Genomic DNA, 21,739 nt, shown 5'->3' on the forward strand with positions numbered 1-21,739 from the left:
AAATTGGTAGACACGCCAGCTTCAGGTGCTGGTGACCTTACGGTCGTGGAAGTTCGAGTCTTCTTCTGGGCACCAATTTCGAGTTTGAGACTAGATCAGTTTCAAGACTCACACAAAAACCCGCGAAAGCGGGTTTTTTGCATTCTAAGCCGTCATTTTCTTAAAACTGATTTATTAAAATCAAATCAGGGGTTTACAGATCAAAAGACGCTCCGTATAGTGCGCCACATCAACAGCGGCAACGCTGAAGATGAAGCCCAGATGGTGAAATTGGTAGACACGCCAGCTTCAGGTGCTGGTGACCTTACGGTCGTGGAAGTTCGAGTCTTCTTCTGGGCACCAATTCAAATTCAAGGTCACGATCTTGAATCTCACAAAAACCCGCGAAAGCGGGTTTTTGCGTTTCCGGGGTTTGGAAAAGCCCGAGACACAGCGCCTACCAGACACACCCTCTCCCCGCAAGGAGCATTTGAGAAACGATATCGTTTATCATTGTTGCAAGTTTTTGCAATGCGACAGTGAGGAACCCTGCGAATGATGTTTCGAAATACCCTGCGCCGCGGCTTGACCTTCACCCTGCTCGGCCTGGCACTCGCCACTCCCCTCACCCAGGCTGCCGACGCGGTTTCCCTGACGCTCTACAACGGTCAACACAAGGAAGTCGGCGATGCGATCGCCAAAGCCTTCGAAGCCAAGACCGGCATTCACGTCAATGTACGCAAGGGCAGCAGCAACCAGCTCGCCAGCCAGATCATCGAAGAAGGCGACCGCTCCCCTGCCGACGTCATCTACACCGAAGAATCCCCACCGCTGAACAACCTCGGCGAACAAGGCCTGCTGGCCAAGGCCGACGATGCAACCCTGGCCGTTCTGCCAAAAGAATACGTCGCCGGCAACGGCACCTGGATCGGCGTCACCGCCCGGGTTCGCGTGGTGGCCTTCAACCCGAAACTGGTCGATGAAAAGGACCTGCCGAAATCGGTCCTGGATTTCGCCGATCCGCAATGGCAAGGCAAGGTCGGATTCGTGCCCACCAGCGGCGCGTTTCAGGAACAGGCCGTCGCCATCATCAAAAAGCACGGTCGCGAAGCCGCCGAAGAATGGCTGACCGGCCTGCGCGCCTTCGGCAAGACCTACAGCAACAACATGGTCGCCCTCAAGGCTGTGGAAAACGGCGAAGTCGCCACCGTACTTGTGAACAACTACTACTGGTTCGCCCTGCAACGGGAGAAAGGCAAGCTTGACTCTAAACTGCATTACTTCACCGGCGGCGATGTGGGCGGTTTGATTACCGTCTCCAGCGCAGCCGTGCTGAAATCCAGCAAGCATCCAAAAGAAGCCCAGCAGTTCCTCGCGTACATGGCCAGCGAAGAAGGCCAGCGTGTGATCACCCAGACGACTGCCGAGTATCCGCTGCACAAAGGCATGGAGTCGGATCGCGGCCTCAAGCCTTTCAGTGAACTGGAAGCGCCGGACGTCACGCCCGCCGACCTGGGCAATGCCGAAGAAGCGCTGGACCTGGAACGCGAAGTTGGCCTGAACTGATGACCGCATCGCTATCCGCCTCCGCCGCTCGCGGGGGTTACGTGCCACGCCGCAAGCGGCCATCGATCTGGCTGGTGCTGCCGGTGTTGCTGCTGGTGGTCATGAGTCTGCTGCCGCTGGCCTACGTCGGGCTCAAAGCCTGGCAGGCCGGCTGGAGCGAAGCGCTGCACTTGCTGTGGCGCCCCTACGTGTTCGGCCTGCTGCGCAACACGCTGGCACTGATGGTTGGCGTAACCGTAACTTGTGGCGTGATCGGCCTGTCGCTGGCCTGGCTGCTGGAGCGCAGCAATCTGCCGGGCCGGCGCCTGTGGGGCGTGATTCTATGCTTGCCGTTCGCGGTGCCGGCCTTCGTCAGCAGCTTTACCTGGGTTTCACTCAGCGCGCAGTTCGAAGGGCTCGGCGGGGCGATTCTGGTGATGAGCCTGTCTAAATACCCGCTGATCTTCCTGCCGGTCGCAGCCACGCTGCGCAATCTCGATCCGTCCCTTGAAGAGTCCGCCCGAACGCTGGGGCAGAATCGCTGGGGCGTGTTTTTCCGCGTCACCCTGCCGCTGCTCTGGCCGTCTTTGCTGGCGGGCTCATTATTGATTGCGCTGCACATGTTGGTGGAATTCGGCGCACTGTCGATCATTGGTCTGCAAACCTTCACCACCGCGATCTATCAGCAATTCGAACTGGAATTCAGCAATGCCAACGCGGCGATGCTGTCAGCGGTGCTGCTGGCGTTGTGTTTGATGCTGTTGTGGCTGGAACTGCGAGTGCGCGGCAAGGGCCGTCATGTGCGTACCGGCCAAGGGGCTGCGCGTCGCGCCGAGCAAGTGCAATTGGGACCGTGGGCCACTGCGGGTCAGCTGTACTGCCTGATGCTGGCGATTGTCGGCAGCGGGATTCCACTGGGGATGCTGGCGTACTGGCTCGCCGTGGGATCGTCAGCGGCGTTCCCGGTTGCAGCGATCACTGAAGCTTTGCTGTCTTCATTGGCGCTGTCTCTGGGTGGCGCAGGATTGTGTCTGGTGCTGGCGGTGCCGGTCGGGTTGCTGGTCGTACGTTACAAAGGCCAATTGGCGATCTGGGCCGAGCGCCTGCCTTATCTGCTGCACGCGCTGCCGGGGCTGGTGATCGCCCTGACACTGGTGTATTTCGCCCTGCATTATGTGCCGGCGCTGTACCAGACCTCCGCGTTGCTGCTGATCGCTTATGCGCTGCTGTTCCTGCCGCTGGCTCAAGCGCCGATCCGCACGGCGCTGAACAAGGCAGCACCACAACTGGAAGAGGCCGCCCGCACACTGGGCGCGTCTTCGTTCACCGCGTTCTGCCGCGTGACTTTACCGATCATCTTCCCGGCACTGGGCGCAGCGTTTGCGCTGGTATTTCTGGATGCCATGAAGGAACTGACGGCGACGCTACTGCTGAGTCCGACCGGGCTCAACACCTTGGCGACCGAAGTCTGGGCACACACCGCGAACGTCGAATTTGCCGCGGCAGCGCCTTATGCGGCGTTGTTGATTGTGGTGTCGGGCTTGCCCGTGTATCTGCTGACGACCCGAATGTATTTGAGCCGATAAAAAAATCGCAGCCGAAGCTGCGATTTTTTTTGCCCGCAATATATCAAGCCCGGAACTGACCCAGACTGGCCTTGAGCTGCGCCGCCAGCCCGTCCAGCACCTTGCCGCTGGCCGTTGTTTCGACCACCGCCTGAGCGGCTTTCTCGGCCTGGGCATGAATCGTCTCGACGCGCCCACGCACAGCCTGCGCGCCCTGCGCCTGATGCGCCGCGGCCTGAGTCGCCAGACCAATCGCCGCATGCACCTGCTCGACCGACGCCTGTACCGATTGCTGCAGCCGTGCACTGTCACGCAGCACCAGCAAACCTTCGCTGGCCTGGCGCCCGGCCTGCCCGATCGCCTCAACCGCCTCACGAGCGCCCTGCTGCAAGGCCACGATGTGCGCCTGGATGTCGCCAGTGGAGCTTTGGGTCTTGCTCGCCAGCGCACGGACTTCATCCGCCACCACCGCAAACCCTCGTCCGGTTTCACCGGCCCGGGCCGCTTCGATGGCGGCGTTGAGCGCCAGCAGGTTGGTCTGCTCGGCGATGCCGTGAATCACGGTCAACACCACTTCGATCTGCTCACTTTGCTGCGCCAGGCGCTCGATGACTTTCGCGCCGGTATCGACCTGCCCTGCCAGCGCCTCGATCAGGCTGCCGACCTTGGCCGACGTGCGAGTGTTCTCGTCAGTGGCCTGACGAATATCCACCACCTGCTTCAGCGCCGCCTGCATCGCATGGCTTTCCGACTGCGCCTCATCAGCCATTTGCGACAGCGCGCGCAAGCTCTCGGCCACTTCATCACGCTGCATCCCGGCCGCCGCGTCGGCACCGGCATTGCGCAACGTCATCGCGCCGATTTCCACACCGGTACGCTGAGCCACATCCCCGGCCTCGCGCACGATTGGTTGCAACTTATCCACAAAGCGGTTGACCGCCGAAGCCATGTCGCCGATTTCGTCTTTGCTGTTGATCTGCACACGCTTGGTCAGATCGCCCTCACCCGCCGCGAGATCATCCATGGCGGCGTTGAGCATCTTCAAGCGGTTGACCACACGGTGACCAAGTACCACGGCCAGCAGCAACAGCACGCCGGCACCAACCAGCGCCAGACCCATGCCGATGCGCCAGCGCAGCGTCGCGGCGGCGTCCTGTACGGTGCTGGTGGTGTTGGCTTTCATCTCGGCAGCGGTGGACTGCGCCGATTGCAGGCGCGCGCGCATGGCCGTGGCGCTGTCGGCGGCCGCGCCCTTGAGGCTGTCGCCGACCAGTTGATCGCTGCTGGCGATCAGCGCCGAGAAGCGTTGATCGAGCGCCGCCAGATCGGTATCCACCGAGGCCGTCGAGACGCCCATCAGCACCTTGCCGATTTCCACCCCGTTGGGATTGATCGACGCTTCTAGGTAATAGACCGAGGGATCGTGCTTCGCCGCATCCAGCACCTTATCCAGCGCCCGCTCACCCTGGCCTTTTTCCAAAAGGGCCTTGTTGATCGGGTTTTCGCGGTTGAGATAGCGGGTCAGATGCTGGCCGGTGGCGTCGTCGTAAACCACGAACAGCACGTTGGGATTGCGCTGGGCTCGGCGGGCGAATTCGGACAGGGTCGGCACGTCGCTGTCCCACATGGCGCGAGGCGCTACGGAGGCGAGCAACTGGGCCATGTCGTTGGCCGAGTCCTTCAGGTCTTTTTCCAGGGTCGCACGCAGTTGTGCCTGCTCGTCCTTCAGACGCGAGGACAGGCCGGCAGTCAGCCGCTGACGAGTATTGGTGGATAGCGTATCGAGGCTCGACGTGACTTCCCGCCCGGCCTGCTCCAGCTCACCGGACAGCTTCTGGCTGTCGACGCCCAGGCGAGCACCGAGATCGGCTTCCAGCGCGGTGACGGTGCTCCGCGTCAGGGCGACGGCCACCAACACTTGCACCAAAAGGGCGATACCAAGGGTAACGAATACGGGCCGCAACAAACGGCTTTGTAACAGTGAGAGAACGGCCGACACTGTGAATCCCTCTACTTCTGACGCCATTAATTTGATGGCACTCTTGTAGACAGATTCACAGCAAAGGTCATGCCGTCCAACAGGCATAAACGACAAAGGCCCCGATGAAGGGGCCTTTGTGTTTTTACATCAACGACTTATCAAGCGAACGGATGACGCAGAACGATGGTTTCGTTGCGGTCCGGGCCCGTCGAAATAATGTCGATCGGCGCGCCGATCAACTCTTCAACGCGTTTGATGTAGGCACGAGCGTTGGCCGGCAGCTCTTCCAGGGTCTTGGCACCCACGGTCGATTCGGTCCAGCCCGGCACTTCTTCGTACACAGGCTGCAGGCCCACGTAGCTGTCAGCGTCAGTCGGCGCAACAGCGTTGCCTTGCGCGTCTTTGTAGCCGGTGCAGATGTTGATGGTTTCCAGGCCGTCGAGTACGTCCAGCTTGGTCAGGCAGATGCCCGAGATGCTGTTCACATCGATAGCGCGACGCAGGATAACGGCGTCGAACCAGCCGCAACGACGGGCACGGCCGGTGGTAGCACCGAACTCGTGACCTTGTTTGGCCAGGTGTGCGCCCACTTCGTCGAACAGCTCAGTCGGGAATGGACCCGAACCTACGCGAGTGGTGTAAGCCTTGGTGATGCCCAGGATGTAGTCCAGGAACATCGGGCCAACGCCCGAACCGGTCGCCACGCCACCAGCAGTGGTGTTGGAGCTGGTCACGTACGGGTAGGTACCGTGGTCGATGTCGAGCAACGAACCCTGGGCGCCTTCGAACATGATGTCTTTGCCGGCGCGACGCAGGTCGTGCAGCTCGGCAGTGACGTCCAGCATCAGCGGCTTGAGCAGCTCAGCGTATTCCTTGCACTCGGCCAGGGTCTTTTCGAACTCGATGGCAGGCTCTTTGTAGTAACCAACCAGCATGAAGTTGTGGTAGTCCACCAGTTCACGCAACTTGTCTTCAAAGCGCGGCATGTTGAGCAGATCGCCAACACGCAGGCCACGACGTGCAACCTTGTCTTCGTACGCCGGGCCGATGCCGCGACCGGTCGTACCGATCTTCAGCTCGCCACGGGCCTTTTCACGGGCCTGGTCCAGCGCCACGTGGAAGGACAGGATCAGCGGGCAGGACGGGCTGATACGCAGGCGCTCGCGCACCGGTACGCCTTTCTCTTCCAGCTTGGTGATCTCGCGCAGCAGGGCGTCGGGTGCAACCACCACGCCGTTGCCGATCAGGCACTGCACGCCTTCGCGCAGCACGCCCGACGGGATCAGGTGCAGGACGGTTTTTTCACCGTCGATCACCAGCGTGTGGCCAGCGTTGTGGCCACCTTGGTAGCGCACTACGGCGGCAGCATGTTCGGTCAGCAGATCAACGATCTTGCCTTTGCCCTCATCACCCCATTGGGTGCCCAGGACTACGACATTCTTACCCATAACACTTGTCCTCATTCGCGCAAACTTGGTGCCGGCGGTGGCCGGCAGGAAAACTCAAGAAGCCAGTGGCGATACTTGCCAAAGCCCGTTCTGCTGGATCAATTGCCGGTCGCAGTCCGCATCACGGGCGGCGGCCAAAGGTTGTCCAGGCAACGCCTGAACGACACGCTGACCCTCACTGCGCAACTGGCAAACCTGCTGCCAGAGTGCCGCATCCGTACTGTCAGGCATCCAGATACCGCCAGACGGTAGCTCGATCTCAGCACGCCCCAGGGTCACCAGGGTTTTCAAATCGGTGGAAAAGCCGGTGGCCGGACGGGCGCGACCGAAGTCGGCGCCGATGTCGTCGTAACGACCGCCCTGAGCGATGGACTGACCAACACCCGGTACGAACACCGCAAACACCACACCCGTGTGGTAGTGGTAACCGCGCAACTCGCCCAGATCGAAGTACAGCGGCAGCTCCGGGAAGCGCGCCGACAGCCGCTCGGCGATCGCCAGCAAATCTTCCAGCGCGGCCAGTACCGGCGCCGGCGCATTGGCCAGACGCTCACGGGCAGCGCTCAATACTTCACGGCCGCCGCACAGGTCGACCAGCGCACGCAGCATGCCGGACAGATCGGCCGGCAGGCCTTCGGTCAAGGTAATGACCTCGTCGATAGCCTTGCGTTGCAACGCATCGAACAACTGCTGCTCGACCTCACCCGACAGACCGGCCGCCTGGGCCAGACCGCGGTAGATGCCGACATGCCCCAGGTCCATGTGCACGTCCGGCACATCGGCCAGTTGCAGCATGGCCAGCATCAGGCTGATGACTTCAACGTCGCTGCTCGGGCTCGCATCGCCGTACAACTCGGCGCCCAACTGGATCGGGCTGCGCGAGGACGACAAGGCACGCGGCTGGGCATGCAGCACGCTGCCGGCGTAGCACAGACGGCTCGGGCCTTCGCGACGCAGGGTGTGCGCATCGATGCGCGCCACTTGCGGCGTGATGTCGGCACGGAACCCCATCTGCCGGCCCGATTGCGGGTCGATGACCTTGAAGGTACGCAGATCCAGGTCCTGGCCCGCGCCGGTCAGCAGGGATTCCAGGTACTCGATATGGGGAGTCACGACAAACTCGTAACCCCAGCTCTGGAACAGATCCAACACCTGACGACGCGCGACTTCAATGCGCGCCGCTTCCGGTGGCAGTACTTCTTCGATGCCATCTGGCAGCAGCCAGCGGTCTACCGTTGCCATTACGCCATTCCCCTTAGATCCGGGCGGCCAGCCCGAGGGCGAGCCTTGAGTGAAGCAGAAAATGACCGGCCCGTTCAAAACGCACGCGCATGAACGACGCGGCGAAAGGCCTGTTACCGGCTTCGCCCATCACTTTCCTCGAAAAACTGTCGGGTCATTCAACCCGATCTTCTGCAACAAAAACAGCAATCAAACGTGCAGACGCAAAAAAGCCGGGAATTTCCCGGCTGCCGCATCATACACACGTTTTCCCAAAGGATCACCCCGCCCGAGGTTTTAGCCGCCGGGCGGAATGATTCAGGTCAACGTCGTATCAAGGCTTGGACTTTTCCAGGTAACGGAAGAAGTCGCTGCTTGGGTCGAGGACCAAGACGTCGGATTTGTTCGCGAAGCTTTCACGGTAGGCACGCAGGCTACGGTAGAAACCGTAGAATTCCTGATCCTGACCGTAGGCCTTGGAGTAGATCGCAGCAGCCTGGGCGTCACCGTCACCGCGAATCTCTTCGGATTCACGATAGGCTTCAGCCAGCAACACGCGGCGTTGACGATCGGCGTCGGCACGGATGCCTTCGGCCAGCTCGTTACCCTTGGCGCGGTGCTCGCGAGCTTCACGCTCACGCTCGGTGCTCATACGTTCGAACACACTGCGGTTCACTTCTTTCGGCAGATCGATGGCCTTGACCCGGACATCGACCACTTCGATACCCAGCTCTTTTTCCGCCATCTTGTTCAACGACGCCGTGATATCGGCCATCAGCGCATCGCGCTCACCGGACACCACTTCGTGCAGGGTACGTTTACCGAACTGGTCACGCAGGCCCGATTCCAGACGACGGGACAGACGCTCGTCGGCGATCTGCTTGAGGCCGGAAGTCGCGGTGTAGAAGCGCTCGGCATCCTTCACGCGCCACTTGGCGTAGGCATCGACCATCACGGCTTTCTTTTCCAGCGTCAGGAAGCGTTGTGTCGGTGCATCCAGCGTCATCAGACGTGCGTCGAATTTACGCACCTGGTTAACGTAAGGCACTTTCACATGCAGACCTGGCTGAACATCAGCCTGAACCACACGACCGAACTGCAGCAGCACCGCACGCTCGGTCTGAGCCACGATGTAGAAGCAGTTCCAGCCGACCAGTACCACAACAACGCCAACGATCAGGGCGATCAGCGATTTATTGCTCATCAGCGGGTCTCCCTTGTGCGCGACTGCGGCAGGTCAGTGACATGCGGCGTGACGTCCGTGTTGTTGCTGGCGGCAGCCGAGCCGGTGACCGGTGCATTGCTGCCCGAACTGTTCTGAATCATTTTGTCCAGCGGCAGGTAAAGCAGGTTGCTCTGGCCGTTCTTGTTGCCGGTCACGAGTACCTTGCTGGTGCTGCTGAAGACTTCCTGCATGGTGTCCAGGTACAGACGCTGACGCGTGACCTCGGGCGCCTTGCGATACTCGGCAACCAGCTTGGTGAAGCGATCAGCCTCACCCTTGGCGCGCGAGACCGTTTCGTCGCGGTAGCCGTTGGCATCTTCGAGGATGCGCTGGGCCTGACCACGGGCTTCCGGCACCACGCCGTTGGCGTAGGTTTCAGCCTGGTTGCGCGAACGCTGCTCGTCTTCACGGGCGCGGATCACGTCATCGAAGGCTTCCTGCACTTCACGCGGTGCGGCTGCGCTCTGTACGTTGACCTGGGTGACGGTGATACCGGTGCGATAGGTATCGAGGAAACGTTGCAGACGCTCCTTGATCTCGCTGGCCATCAGCTCACGACCTTCGGTCAGCACCTGGTCCATCGCGGTGGAACCCACCACATGGCGCAGCGCACTGTCGGTCGCATGTTGCAGGCTGATTTCCGGCTGGTCGACGTTCAGCACGAAGTCCTGCAGGTTGCTGATCTTGTACTGCACGGTCAGCGGCACTTCGACGATGTTCTCGTCTTCGGTCAGCATCTGGCCCTGCTTGGTGTAGGCACGCTCACGCGTGACGTTTTCCATGTACTTCTTGTCGATCGGCGGGAAATAGATGTTCAGGCCCGGGCCGACGGTCTCGTAGTACTTGCCGAAGCGCAGCACCACGGCTTGCTCCTGCTCGTCCACCACGTACACCGCGCTGTACAGCCACACGGCCGCCAGCACGACGAGGCCGATGCCGAGCAGGCCGCCGAAGCCGCCACTCTTGCCCGAACCACCGCCATCGTCACCCCGTTTCTTACCACCACCGAACAACCCGTTCAGGCTTTCCTGCAGCTTTCGGAAGGCCTCGTCGAGATCTGGTGGTCCCTTGCGGTCGCCGTTATTGCGGCGCTTGCCACCCCAAGGATCCTGATTGTTCGAGTTGCCACCCGGCTCATTCCAAGCCATAGCGCTCTCCATCTGATAAAGCAAAGACGCACCCACGGCGCGCCGACCAATGCTACAGAATGCCTGCCGTTGCGGCACAACCGCTTTTTCAGGCTTTTATTGCAAAGTGTGTTGCTCGATGAACTCCGTCGGCACAACGCCTTCACGACTGACCAGTCGATTGAGCTCCGAGCGTGGCAATCGAATGGCCAGCAAGCTGACACCTTCTTCGTCGTATTCTTCTTTCTGTACCGCGCCCAGCTCGAAGAACTGTGCACGCAGACGCGCAAACCGCTGGGGCAAACGCAAGGTTCCGACAAACAAATCACTGCCCAGCAATTCGGCAATGGCTTGCTCAAGCAATTCCAGACCAGTGCCATCCCGCGCCGACAGCCAGACCCGTTGAGGCCTGCCGTTTTCGTCGCGCTGGATTTGTGGCTCAACGCCTTCAAGCAAATCGAGTTTGTTATAGACCTCGAGGATCGGCAAGTCCTGGGCACCAATCTCGCCCAGCACCACCATCACCTGCTCGATCTGCAACATGCGATCCGGTTCGGCCGCATCGATCACGTGCAACAGCAGGTCGGAATTGCTCGACTCTTCGAGCGTAGACCGAAATGCCTCGACCAGCTTGTGCGGCAAATGACGAATGAAACCCACGGTGTCGGCCAGGACAATCGGCCCCAGGTCGTCCAGCTCCAGACGGCGCAGGGTCGGGTCCAGCGTGGCGAACAACTGGTCCGCCGCGTACACGTCGGATTTCGTCACGTTATTGAAGAGCGTGGATTTGCCGGCGTTGGTATAGCCCACCAGAGACACGGTTGGTATATCCGCACGCGAGCGGCCGCGACGCGACTGTTCGCGCTGGCTGCGCACTTTTTCCAGCCGCCCCTTGATCTGGCGCAGGCGAACCCGCAGCAGTCGCCGGTCGGTTTCGAGCTGGGTTTCACCCGGACCGCGCATGCCGATACCGCCACCCTGACGCTCAAGGTGAGTCCAGCCGCGAACCAGCCGGGTGCTCATGTGGTCAAGCTGGGCCAGTTCGACCTGGAGCTTGCCTTCATGGGTGCGGGCGCGCTGGGCGAAAATATCGAGAATCAGACCGGTACGGTCGATCACGCGACACTCGAAAACACGTTCGAGGTTACGTTCCTGACTGGGCGTGAGGACGTGATTGAAGATCACCAGATCGGCTTCTTCGGCGTGGACCAGGTCGCGCAGTTCCTCGACCTTGCCGCTGCCAATCAGGAATTTGGCCGTTGGCCGATGACGCGGCACGTTAAAAAACGCAACGGTCTCGGCGCCGGCCGAATTTGCCAACTCCTGAAACTCCTGCGGATCTTCGCGCGCCTCAGGGTCCTGTCCATCCAAGTGAACGAGGATGACTCGCTCACCACCACCGTGGCGCTCAAAGAACAAAGGAGACTCCTATCAGGCGTTACCTGGCTCAGCGTCACCTGCTTCGGATTCGGTTGCGCTTGGCAGACGAATTGGACGAACCGGCACGACTGTAGAGATAGCGTGTTTGTAAACCATCTGGCTGACGGTGTTCTTCAGCAGGATAACGAACTGGTCGAACGACTCGATCGTGCCTTGCAGTTTGATACCGTTGACCAGGTAGATGGAAACCCCAACTTTCTCTTTACGTAAAGTATTCAAGTAAGGGTCTTGTAGCGAATGCCCTTTTGACATGTGCCGCACTCCTTTAAGGATTCAATATAAAAAATAGGTAATCAGATGGCTTTTGCCGCCACACCCCCAAGGATAGACGGCAATTGCAAGGACTCAGCTCAATATGGAGATGGTCCCAAGGTATTTCAAGGCGCGTGGCAGATTGTCGCAATCCAGACTGTCGAGCCAGTGTAAATCGTCCCAGCTGCGCAGCCAGGTAAACTGGCGTTTGGCCAATTGGCGCGTGGCAATGATGCCCCGCTCCTGCATTTCAGCCGACGTCAGCTTGCCATCCAGGTAATCCCAGACTTGGCGATAGCCTACCGCACGTATAGACGGCAACCCGGCATGCAGGTCACTTCTATTACGCAGGGCTACGACCTCGTCGATGAATCCCTGTTCCAGCATATTTGTGAATCTTTGTTTAATGCGGTCGTGCAGTACCTGACGATTTGCCGGAGCAATGGCCAAGTTCGCGACAGTATAGGGCAATTGTTGCAGTCCCGATGCCGCAGCTTGGGTACTTTGTTCAGATTGTTTCAGCCGCAGTTCAGTCATGCTCTGACCGCTGACCCGATAGACTTCCAGCGCACGACTCAGGCGCTGAGGATCATTCGGGTGAATACGCGCCGCCGATTCCGGGTCGATCACTGCCAACTGATCGTGCAAGGCTTGCCAGCCAAGGCGTGCAGCCTCTTCCTCGATCTGCGCACGAACCTCGGGATCCGCCGCCGGCATATCCGCCAGACCTTCGACCAAAGCCTTGTAATAGAGCATCGTGCCGCCTACCAGCAGCGGAATTTTTCCGCGTGCGGTGATTTCGGCCATGGCTTGCAGGGCATCGCGGCGGAAATCGGCCGCCGAATAACTCTCGGCCGGGTCGAGAATGTCGATCAGCCGATGAGGATGTTCGGCGAGCAGTTCTTTGGACGGTTTGGCCGTGCCGATGTCCATGCCGCGATAGACCAGCGCCGAATCGACGCTGATCAACTCGCACGGCAGCACCTTGGTCAGCTCGATGGCCAGGTCGGTCTTACCCGCAGCGGTCGGGCCCATCAGGAAAATCGCTGGAGGAAGCTGGCTCATCAACGACCGCGCAGAAACAGTTTGTCCAGATCGTCCAGGCCCAGTTGGGTCCAGGTCGGTCGGCCATGGTTGCATTGACCGCTGCGCTCGGTGTTTTCCATGTCGCGCAGCAGACCGTTCATTTCCGGCAAGGCCAGGCGGCGGTTGGCGCGGATCGCGCCGTGGCAGGCCATGGTGCCGAGCAGTTCATTCAGGTGCGCCTGGATCCGGTCACTGGTGCCGTATTCCATCAAGTCCGACAGTACGTCGCCCACCAGACGGTTGGCCTCGGCCTGTTTGAGCAGGGCCGGAATCTGGCGGATCGCCAGGGTTTCCGGGCCCAGACGCTGCAATTCGAACCCGAGACGCTGGAACCACGCCGCATGCTCTTCGGCGCAATCGGCCTCGCGCTGACTGACCGCCAGCGACTCCGGCACCAGCAACGGCTGACCGCTCAGGCCTTCGCTGGCCATGGCGATCTTCAGGCGCTCATACATGATCCGCTCGTGAGCGGCGTGCATATCCACCAAAACCAGGCCCTGGGCGTTCTCGGACAGAATATAGATACCCTTGAGCTGCGCCAGCGCATAGCCAAGTGGCGGAATGTCTTCCTGACCGGCCGGTAGCGCATTGGCATTCGCCTCGGGCAGCGGCGCGAAAAACTCGCGGTACGCAGCCTGAGCTTCAGCGGCCGGCGGCACCGCAGATTGCGGACGCGGCGTGTATTGATACTGATAAGCGCCACCAGTGCTGGCGCCCGACGAGGTATTGAAAGTCGGTTGTGCCTGCGGCTGCTCCAGCAGCGCATTGGCGGCCAGACGCATTTCACCCTGCGGACCAAACTCACCGGCTTCGAGGCCGGTTGGCCGCACGATTGCGGTAGTGACCGAACCGGCAAGCTGATCTTCCGGTCGCACATCGCCGAGGGCACGGTGCAAGGTGCCATACAGGAAGTCATGCACCATGCGCCCGTCACGGAAGCGCACTTCGTGTTTGGTCGGGTGCACGTTGACGTCGACCGCTGCCGGATCGACCTCGAAAAACAGCGCGAACGTCGGATGCCGGCCGTTGAACAGCACATCGCGATAGGCCTGACGCACCGCGTGGGCCACCAGTTTGTCGCGCACCGCACGGCCGTTGACGAAGAAATACTGCAAGTCCGCCTGACTGCGGTTGAACGTCGGCAGACCGACCCAACCCCACAGATGCAAGCCATTGCGCTCGATCTCGATCGGCAAGGCCTGTTCAAGGAAGCCCGAACCGCAGATCGCCGCCACACGCCGGGCGCGGGCCGCGTCATCGTGAGCCTCGTGCAGGCTGAGGATGGTCTTGCCGTTATGGCGCAGATGAAACGCCACGTCGAAACGCGCCAGCGCCAGACGCTTGATCACTTCTTGCAGATGATCGAATTCGGTTTTTTCGGTCTTGAGGAATTTGCGCCGTGCCGGGGTGTTGAAGAACAGGTCACGGACTTCCACCGAGGTGCCGACCGGATGCGCCGCCGGCTGCACGCGGGGTGCCATGTCGCGACCTTCGGTCTCAACCTGCCAGGCCTGATCGGCATCGCGGGTACGCGACGTCAGGGTCAGGCGCGCCACGGAGCTGATCGACGCCAGTGCCTCGCCCCGGAAACCCAGGCTCATCACCTGTTCGAGGTCTTCAAGGTTGCGGATCTTGCTGGTGGCGTGACGGGCCAGCGCCAGCGGCAGGTCATCGGCGGAAATGCCGCTGCCATCGTCACGCACCCGCAGCAGCTTGACGCCGCCCTGCTCGACATCGACGTCGATGCGCCTGGCGCCGGAGTCGAGGCTGTTTTCCAGCAATTCCTTGATCACCGAGGCCGGGCGCTCAACCACCTCGCCAGCGGCGATCTGGTTCGCCAGCCGTGGACTGAGCAGTTCAATGCGGGCAGCGTTCAACACCTGATTCATTCTTTGGACGCCAGTTCGGTACCAGGAATGGTCAGGTGCTGACCGACCTTCAGCTCATCGCTGCTGAGGTTATTGGCACTGCGCAAAGTGGCTGGCGACACCTGATAACGCACGGCAATCATCGCCAGGGTTTCGCCCGGGTTGACGCGGTGATCACGTGGCCCCTGGGCGATCTTGCCTGAGTCACGCAGCCAGGCAATGTAAGTGCCCGGTGGCGGGTTCTGCTGGAAGAACTGGCGCACGCCGCTGCTGATCGAACGCGCCAGCGCCTGCTGGTGGCTTGAGGCCGAGAGCTTGTTCGCTTCGTTGGCGTTGGAGATAAAGCCGGTTTCCACCAGGATCGACGGGATGTCCGGCGACTTCAGCACCATGAACCCGGCCTGCTCAACGCGTTGCTTGTGCAACGGCGTGACGCGACCAATGTTGGTCAGGACTTTCTGGCCGACGTTGAGGCTGGAGGTCAGCGAGGCGGTCATCGACAGGTCGAGCAGCACGCCGGCAAGCATCCGGTCCTTGTCGTCGAGGCTGACGTTGCCGGCACCACCGATCAAGTCAGAACGGTTTTCACTGTCTGCCAGCCAGCGGGCGGTTTCCGAGGTGGCGCCACGGTCGGACAAGGCAAACACCGAAGCACCGAAGGCCGCCGCAGACGGCGCGGCGTCGGCGTGGATCGAGACGAACAGATCGGCGCCTTTCTTGCGGGCGATTTCGGTACGGCCACGCAACGGGATGAAGTAGTCGCCGGTACGGGTCAGTTCGGCGCGGAAGCCTTTCATGCCGTTGACCTGACGCTGCAACTCACGGGCGATCTGCAGCACCACGTCTTTCTCGCGCTGACCGCGTGAGCCGGACGCGCCCGGGTCTTCGCCGCCGTGGCCGGCGTCGATCACCACAATGATGTCGCGCTTGCCGGCCGGGGCCGGAGGCAGTTTGATCGCCGGTTCTGTCGGGGTGACCGGCACGGCCGGAACGGTCGCAACTGTCGGTGTCGGCGCAGGTGTGGGTGGTGGCGGCGCGGCATCGGCCGGGTTATCGAACAGGTCGACCACCAGACGGTTGCCATACTGCGCGTTTGGCGCCAGCGAGAAACTCTTCGGGGTGACGGCTTTTTTCAGGTCGATGACCACCCGCAGGTCGGTCGGCGTACGCTGGGCCGAACGCATCGCAGTGATCGGCGTATTGGCGGTGGAGACTTTCAACGGCGCGCCGAGGGTGGCGCCATTGATGTCGATGACCAGGCGGTCCGGCGACGTCAGGGTGAAAACGCTGTGCTGCACCGGACCGGTCAGGTCGAACACCAGACGCGTGTTGTCCGGCGCCCGCCACAGGCGCACGCTGTTGACCTTCGTGTCGGCCACAGCGTTGACGGTTACTGCCATCAACATCAGTCCAGCGGCAGCCACCAACGCGCGAAAGCGCATACCTAACCCCATCATTTAATTGGTTTCCAATGCCAAAGCGGCACACCAGGCCTCGCCACGCGAGCCCTGGGACAAAATAGTCAGCGAACGCCCGCTGTCTTGCGGGCTAATGGTAATGGTCAGGTCAGGCTTTGGCAAAAAGCCTGCACCTTTATCGGGCCACTCGATCAGGCACAGGGCGTCGTCTTCGAAATAGTCGCGAATGCCGAGAAACTCCAGCTCTTCCGGATCGACCAGACGATACAGATCAAAGTGGAAGGCGCGGATGTCACCGATCTCGTAGGGCTCGACCAGCGTGAAGGTCGGACTTTTCACCGCACCGACGTGCCCCAGCCCTCGAATGATGCCCCGCGACAGCGTGGTTTTACCCATGCCGAGGTTGCCTTCGAGGAAGATCAGGCCATGCCCCCCGGTCACGCGGGCGATCCGTGCGCCAAAGTCGCTCATCGCCTGTTCATCGGCCAGGTACAGGGTTACTTCAGACACGGTGCATGCTCCTCCAACAACTGACGAATGGCTGGAATCAGATCACTGGCCGCCAGCCCACGGCCGAATTTACCTTGTTGCGCTCCTGCGTTGGCGTGCAGCCAGACCGCCAGGCACGCCGCATCGAACGCATTCATGCCCTGAGCCAGCAACGCACCGACCAGACCGGCCAGCACATCGCCGAGGCCCGCAGTGGCCATGGCCGGGTGGCCTTGATGACACAACGCCAGACGCCCGTCGGGATGAGCGATCAGACTGCCGGCGCCCTTGAGCACCACCACCGCTGTATATTTTTTGCTCAAGGCCAGTACTGCCGCAGGACGATCGGCCTGCACCTCGGCGGTGCTGATCCCCAGCAAACGCGCCGCTTCACCCGGATGCGGCGTGATCACACAATCTTTGGGCAGAGTGACAAATCCGGACGCCAGCAGATTCAACGCGTCGGCATCCCACACTTGCGGCAGCGGCGCATTGGCGGCGGCCGACAGCAGTGCCCTGCCCCAACTCGCTTGCCCAAGCCCCGGACCTACTACCAGCACGGACACCTTTTCCAGCAGCCCCATCAGTTGATTGGCCGACGAAGTGCCCAACGCCATGGCTTCCGGAACCCGGCTCAACGCTGCCGGGACATGTTCCGGGCGGGTCGCCAGTGACACCATTCCGGCTCCGCTGCGCAACGCACTTTCGGTGCTGAGAAGAATCGCGCCGCCAAAGCCGTGATCGCCACCGATCAGCAGGACATGGCCAAAACGCCCCTTGTGCGCAGCCGGCAATCGAGCAGGCAGGTGCGGCAGATTACCGGCATTGAGCCGGCGGGCGGCGACGGCAATGTCACTGTAGGTTTCGGCAGGCGCTTGCAGAACGTTAAACAGCAGGTCGCCGACGTGATCCGCCGCGTCCCCGGTAAACAGGCCGAGTTTCAGCCCGATGAAGGTCACGGTCAGGTCAGCGCGCACCGCGCTGCCCAGCACCTGGCCGGTATCGGCACACAAACCGGAAGGGATATCGACCGCCACCACCGGCAGACCGCTGGCATTGATGGCTGCGATGGCAGATGCATACTGCTCGCGCACCTTACCGCTCAATCCGGTGCCGAGCAGTGCGTCGACAAGAATTCCGCGCAATTCACTGGAAGCAGTCCACGCCGCAATCGCAACGCCTTCAGCCACTGCTTCGGCATGCGCCAGGGCCGCATCGCCCTGCAAGCGTTGCGGATCGCCGACGGCCAGCACCTGCACCGTCCACCCCGCACGCCGGGCCAGCGCAGCCACCAGATAACCATCGCCGGCGTTGTTGCCGTGCCCGGCCAGCACCGTCAATTCATTCGCGGCTGGCCATTGGCGCACCAGTGCACGCCAGGTGGCATGGGCGGCACGCTGCATCAATTCGAAGCCCGGCGTGCCGGCGGCAATCAGCCGTGCGTCGAGTGCCCGCACTTGCGCGGCGCAGTACAGCGCGTCGGGTAATTGATCTTTAGTGTGCGGCATGCGTCTTCGGGCTCCGATGTCTGGCAGAATTATACGCACCTCAGCTCCGGTTTCTCTCGCCTCATGTCCGCCATCACCACAGATCTTCCCGCCCTCGCCCAATCCATCAAGGACTGGGGCCGCGAGCTGGGCTTCCAGCAAGTCGGCATCAGCGGTCTGGACCTGGCCGAGCACGAGCAGCACCTGCAACGCTGGCTCGAGGCCGGCTACCACGGCGAAATGGATTACATGGGCGCCCACGGCAGCAAACGCTCGCACCCCGAAGAGCTGGTGCCGGGCACCTTGCGCGTGGTGTCCTTGCGCATGGACTACCTGCCGGGCGACACGCAAATGGCGCAATTGCTGGCCAAACCGGAAAAGGCCTACATCTCGCGTTATGCCTTGGGCCGCGATTATCACAAATTGATCCGTAAACGCGTGCAACAACTGGCGGACAAGATTCAATCCGAAATCGGCCCGTTCGGCTTCCGCGCCTTCGTCGACAGCGCCCCGGTGCTGGAAAAAGCCATCGCCGAACAGGCGGGGCTGGGCTGGATCGGCAAAAACACCCTGGTGCTGAACCGCAAGGCCGGCAGTTACTTCTTTCTCAGCGAGCTGTTCGTCGACCTGCCCCTGCCGGTGGATGACCCCCATAGCACCGAACATTGCGGGCGCTGCACCGCGTGCCTCGACATCTGCCCGACCAACGCTTTCGTCGGGCCGTATGTGCTGGATGCGCGGCGCTGCATTTCTTACTTGACCATCGAGCTGAAGAACGCCATCCCCGAAGACCTGCGACCGTTGATCGGCAATCGGGTGTTCGGCTGCGACGACTGCCAGATCTGCTGCCCGTGGAACCGCTTCGCCCGCCCGTCCGGCGAAAGCGACTTCAAGCCACGGCACAATCTGGACAACGCCGAACTGGCCGAGCTGTTCTTGTGGGATGAGGACAAGTTCCTCAGCAGCACCGAGGGTTCGCCGCTGCGCCGCGCGGGATACGAACGCTGGCTGCGCAATCTGGCGGTGGGACTGGGTAACGCACCGTCGAGCATTCCGGTGCTGGAAGCGCTCAAGGCGCGGCGTGAATACCCGTCAGAGCTGGTGCGTGAACATGTGGAGTGGGCGCTGAAACAGCACGCCGACCGTCAAGGCGCGTCGTTATAAACGAACTTCGGCATTTCCCAATGGAAGCGAATCGCCAACAGCCGCAATAGAAAGCCACCAAACAGCGTGATCAGAATCGCCTGCTCGCTCGGCACGTTGAGGAACAGACAGAGCATGTAGCACCACGCTGCGGCGAACGAGACGCTGGCGTAGAGTTCGCGGCGGAAGATCAGCGGGATGTCGTTGCAGAAGATGTCGCGCAGGATGCCGCCGAACACCCCGGTGATCACGCCACTGACCGAAGCCACCAGCATGCCGTGACCCATTTCCAGCGCGGTCATGCAGCCGATCAGGGTGAACGCCACCAGACCGACCGCGTCGAGCACCAGAAACAGCGAGCGCAGATGGCGCATCCAGCGTGCCGTGAACACGGTGATCATCGCCGCGACCGTGGTCAGCACCAGGTATTCCGGGTGTTTGACCCAAGTCAGCGGGTAGTGCCCGAGCAGCACGTCGCGCACCGAACCGCCGCCCAATGCCGTGACGCAGGCGATCAGCACCACGCCGAACCAGTCCATGCCGCGACGGCCCGCAGACAGGGCGCCGGTCATGGCTTCGGCAGTAATGGCGACGAGGTAGAGCATCAGCAACATGGTGGCGATCCTGGCAGGAAGGCGCGCAGTCTACTCACTTCGCCGGGGCACCAAAAGAGGGCGCCTCGGCGTGGGTCGCCGATCTCAGAACTTGATGAAATGCTTGCGGTAGTGCTGCAGCTCGGCGATGGATTCACGGATGTCGTCCAGCGCTAGGTGAGTGCTGCCCTTCTTGAAGCTGTCGCGCACGTCCGGCGCCCAGCGCGCGGCCAGTTCCTTGAGCGTGGAAACGTCGAGGTTGCGATAGTGAAAGTAGCTTTCCAGCGACTTCATGTGGGTATAGAGGAAGCGGCGATCCTGGCAGATGCTGTTGCCACAGATCGGCGACTTGCCCTTCGGCACCCACTGCTCGAGGAAGGTGATGGTTTCGGTTTCAGCCTCGGCCATGCTGACACGACTGTCGCGCACGCGCTGGGTCAGGCCGGAGTTGCCGTGGGTGCGGGTGTTCCACTCGTCCATGCGGGCCAGCACTTCGTCGCTGTGGTGGATGGCGATCACCGGGCCTTCGGCCAACGTATTCAGGTCACTGTCGGTGACGATGGTGGCCATTTCGATGATGACGTCGTTTTCCGGATCCAGACCGGTCATTTCCAGGTCGATCCAGATCAGATTCTGCGGGTTTTGCATATTTCGGCTCCTAGGCAATGCTGCGCAGTTTAGCCTAGGGCGGTGCCCGGGCGTGCTAAACTCGCGGCCGTTTTACCTAATCGCTGCATTCTTCAGACGGAACACCCATGGCCAAACGCCAACTCAATCGTCGTCAAAACTGGCGCATCGAAAAGATTCAGGGCGAGCGCGCCGCCCGCGCCGCCAAACGCGAGTCCTCGGCTGTCGAGGCGCTCGAAGGCGGCGATCTGGGCCCGGAACAGCACGGCCTGGTGATCGCCCACTTCGGTGTGCAGGTCGAAGTCGAGGCCGTTGACGGCGAACTGGCCGGCCAGGTTTTCCGCTGTCACTTGCGGGCCAACCTGCCTGCGCTGGTGACCGGCGATCAGGTGGTCTGGCGCGCCGGCAACCAGGGCATCGGCGTGATCGTTGCGCAACTGCCGCGCACCACCGAACTGTGCCGCCCGGACAGCCGTGGCCAGCTCAAACCGGTGGCCGCCAACGTCGACATGATCGTCATCGTCTTCGCCCCGCTGCCCGAGCCCCATGCGAACCTGATCGACCGCTATCTGGTCGCGGCCGAGCACGCCGGCATCCGCCCGTTGCTGCTGCTGAACAAATTCGACCTGATCGACGAACAGAACGCCCCGGCGCTGAACGCGTTGTTGGCGGTGTACCGCACGCTGGGTTATCCGGTGCTGGAAGTGTCGGCGCATCACGGCAACGGCATGGAGCAATTGCAGAAGCAGCTCGACGGGCGCATCAGCGTATTCGTCGGTCAGTCCGGTGTCGGCAAGTCATCCTTGGTCAACAGCCTGCTGCCCGAGGTGGAAACCCGCGTCGGCCCGCTGTCCGAACTGTCCGGCCAGGGCACCCACACCACGACCACCGCGCGCCTGTTCCACTTCCCTGGTGGCGGTGAGCTGATCGACTCCCCGGGTATCCGCGAATTCGGCCTGGGCCACGTCAGCCGAGCCGACGTCGAGGCTGGCTTCATCGAGTTCGACGACCTGCTCGGCACCTGCCGCTTCCGCGACTGCAAGCACGACCGCGAGCCAGGATGCGCCCTGCTCAAGGCCCTGGAAGATGGCCGCGTGCAACAGCAGCGAATGAACAGCTACCGCTCGATCATCGCCAGCCTGCCTGAAAACGGCTACTGAACAAGATCGCCAGCAACGCTGACTTTGGGAATGTCCCAGCCAAACAAAAGCCGCAGTCATCTGCGGCTTTTGTTTGTGGATCCAC

Annotated in this window: 18 protein-coding genes and 1 tRNA gene; 5 read left to right on the forward strand and 14 right to left on the reverse strand. The window is 61.4% G+C overall.

All coding sequences use genetic code 11. The annotated features are described in order from the left end of the window. The first annotated feature begins 255 nt into the window (after nt 1–255). From AC1RR7_RS12155 to AC1RR7_RS12165, 3 genes are all read left to right on the forward strand, one after another. A tRNA-Leu gene (locus tag AC1RR7_RS12155) sits at nt 256–342 on the forward strand. Between the two features lie 192 nt (nt 343–534). Continuing rightward, nucleotides 535–1,545: an iron ABC transporter substrate-binding protein gene (locus AC1RR7_RS12160; protein WP_096819814.1), complete on the forward strand. Its 1,011-nt coding sequence runs from the start codon at nt 535–537 to the stop codon at nt 1,543–1,545. Beyond that, nucleotides 1,545–3,110 (forward strand): ABC transporter permease, encoded by a 1,566-nt coding sequence (locus AC1RR7_RS12165; protein WP_273539096.1) that lies wholly within the window; start codon nt 1,545–1,547, stop codon nt 3,108–3,110. The genes AC1RR7_RS12160 and AC1RR7_RS12165 overlap by 1 nt, the downstream gene beginning before the upstream one ends. Nucleotides 3,111–3,153: 43 nt before the next feature. On the opposite strand, the gene AC1RR7_RS12170 is transcribed toward AC1RR7_RS12165, so the two are convergent. From AC1RR7_RS12170 to AC1RR7_RS12225, 12 genes are all read right to left on the reverse strand, one after another. Next, nucleotides 3,154–5,088, reverse strand: coding sequence for a methyl-accepting chemotaxis protein (locus AC1RR7_RS12170; protein WP_249482574.1), 1,935 nt, complete (start codon nt 5,086–5,088; stop codon nt 3,154–3,156). 140 nt (nt 5,089–5,228) lie between these two features. Next, complete coding sequence (locus AC1RR7_RS12175) at nt 5,229–6,518, reverse strand: adenylosuccinate synthase (protein ID WP_085711159.1); 1,290 nt, start codon at nt 6,516–6,518, stop codon at nt 5,229–5,231. Between the two features lie 54 nt (nt 6,519–6,572). After that, nucleotides 6,573–7,760, reverse strand: a complete 1,188-nt coding sequence (locus AC1RR7_RS12180; RefSeq protein WP_085746509.1) for an ATP phosphoribosyltransferase regulatory subunit — start codon at nt 7,758–7,760, stop codon at nt 6,573–6,575. 313 nt (nt 7,761–8,073) lie between these two features. Then, entirely contained in the window at nt 8,074–8,943 is an 870-nt protein-coding gene (gene hflC / locus AC1RR7_RS12185; protein WP_007950723.1) for a protease modulator HflC, read from the reverse strand. Continuing rightward, the gene (hflK, locus tag AC1RR7_RS12190) at nt 8,943–10,112 is read right to left on the reverse strand and encodes an FtsH protease activity modulator HflK (protein WP_085685164.1); all 1,170 of its coding nucleotides are present in this window, start codon (nt 10,110–10,112) and stop codon (nt 8,943–8,945) included. Before hflK ends, hflC begins: the two co-directional genes overlap by 1 nt. Before the next feature lie 96 nt (nt 10,113–10,208). Continuing rightward, nucleotides 10,209–11,510 (reverse strand): ribosome rescue GTPase HflX, encoded by a 1,302-nt coding sequence (gene hflX / locus AC1RR7_RS12195; protein WP_096819817.1) that lies wholly within the window; start codon nt 11,508–11,510, stop codon nt 10,209–10,211. A gap of 12 nt (nt 11,511–11,522) precedes the next feature. Further along, nucleotides 11,523–11,783, reverse strand: a complete 261-nt coding sequence (gene hfq / locus AC1RR7_RS12200; protein WP_007902656.1) for an RNA chaperone Hfq — start codon at nt 11,781–11,783, stop codon at nt 11,523–11,525. 93 nt (nt 11,784–11,876) lie between these two features. Then, nucleotides 11,877–12,848 (reverse strand): tRNA (adenosine(37)-N6)-dimethylallyltransferase MiaA, encoded by a 972-nt coding sequence (gene miaA, locus AC1RR7_RS12205; protein WP_085732663.1) that lies wholly within the window; start codon nt 12,846–12,848, stop codon nt 11,877–11,879. Then, entirely contained in the window at nt 12,848–14,749 is a 1,902-nt protein-coding gene (mutL, locus tag AC1RR7_RS12210; RefSeq protein ID WP_493157764.1) for a DNA mismatch repair endonuclease MutL, read from the reverse strand. The genes miaA and mutL overlap by 1 nt, the downstream gene beginning before the upstream one ends. Nucleotides 14,750–14,754: 5 nt before the next feature. Then, nucleotides 14,755–16,143 (reverse strand): N-acetylmuramoyl-L-alanine amidase, encoded by a 1,389-nt coding sequence (locus AC1RR7_RS12215; protein ID WP_493157766.1) that lies wholly within the window; start codon nt 16,141–16,143, stop codon nt 14,755–14,757. Between the two features lie 51 nt (nt 16,144–16,194). Beyond that, a complete protein-coding gene (gene tsaE / locus AC1RR7_RS12220; RefSeq protein ID WP_096819821.1) occupies nt 16,195–16,665 on the reverse strand; it encodes a tRNA (adenosine(37)-N6)-threonylcarbamoyltransferase complex ATPase subunit type 1 TsaE in 471 nt (156 codons plus the stop codon). Beyond that, complete coding sequence (locus tag AC1RR7_RS12225; protein WP_493065812.1) at nt 16,653–18,152, reverse strand: NAD(P)H-hydrate dehydratase; 1,500 nt, start codon at nt 18,150–18,152, stop codon at nt 16,653–16,655. Before AC1RR7_RS12225 ends, tsaE begins: the two co-directional genes overlap by 13 nt. A 63-nt stretch (nt 18,153–18,215) precedes the next feature. Here AC1RR7_RS12225 and queG point away from each other — a divergent pair, with 63 nt between their 5' ends. Next, the gene (gene queG / locus AC1RR7_RS12230; RefSeq protein ID WP_102620135.1) at nt 18,216–19,295 is read left to right on the forward strand and encodes a tRNA epoxyqueuosine(34) reductase QueG; all 1,080 of its coding nucleotides are present in this window, start codon (nt 18,216–18,218) and stop codon (nt 19,293–19,295) included. Here the strand turns inward: queG and AC1RR7_RS12235 are convergent. Together AC1RR7_RS12235 and orn are read right to left on the reverse strand one after the other, a co-directional pair. Beyond that, the gene (locus AC1RR7_RS12235; protein WP_096819823.1) at nt 19,277–19,888 is read right to left on the reverse strand and encodes a trimeric intracellular cation channel family protein; all 612 of its coding nucleotides are present in this window, start codon (nt 19,886–19,888) and stop codon (nt 19,277–19,279) included. The two genes, queG and AC1RR7_RS12235, sit on opposite strands and share 19 nt — an antisense overlap. Nucleotides 19,889–19,972: 84 nt before the next feature. Continuing rightward, entirely contained in the window at nt 19,973–20,515 is a 543-nt protein-coding gene (gene orn, locus AC1RR7_RS12240) for an oligoribonuclease (RefSeq protein WP_493157534.1), read from the reverse strand. Between the two features lie 107 nt (nt 20,516–20,622). Between orn and rsgA the strand changes: the two genes are divergently transcribed. Further along, complete coding sequence (gene rsgA / locus AC1RR7_RS12245; protein ID WP_102620136.1) at nt 20,623–21,654, forward strand: small ribosomal subunit biogenesis GTPase RsgA; 1,032 nt, start codon at nt 20,623–20,625, stop codon at nt 21,652–21,654. The last annotated feature ends 85 nt before the right edge of the window (nt 21,655–21,739 follow it).

The organism is Pseudomonas sp. GW821-FHT11G12, assembly GCF_058808055.1.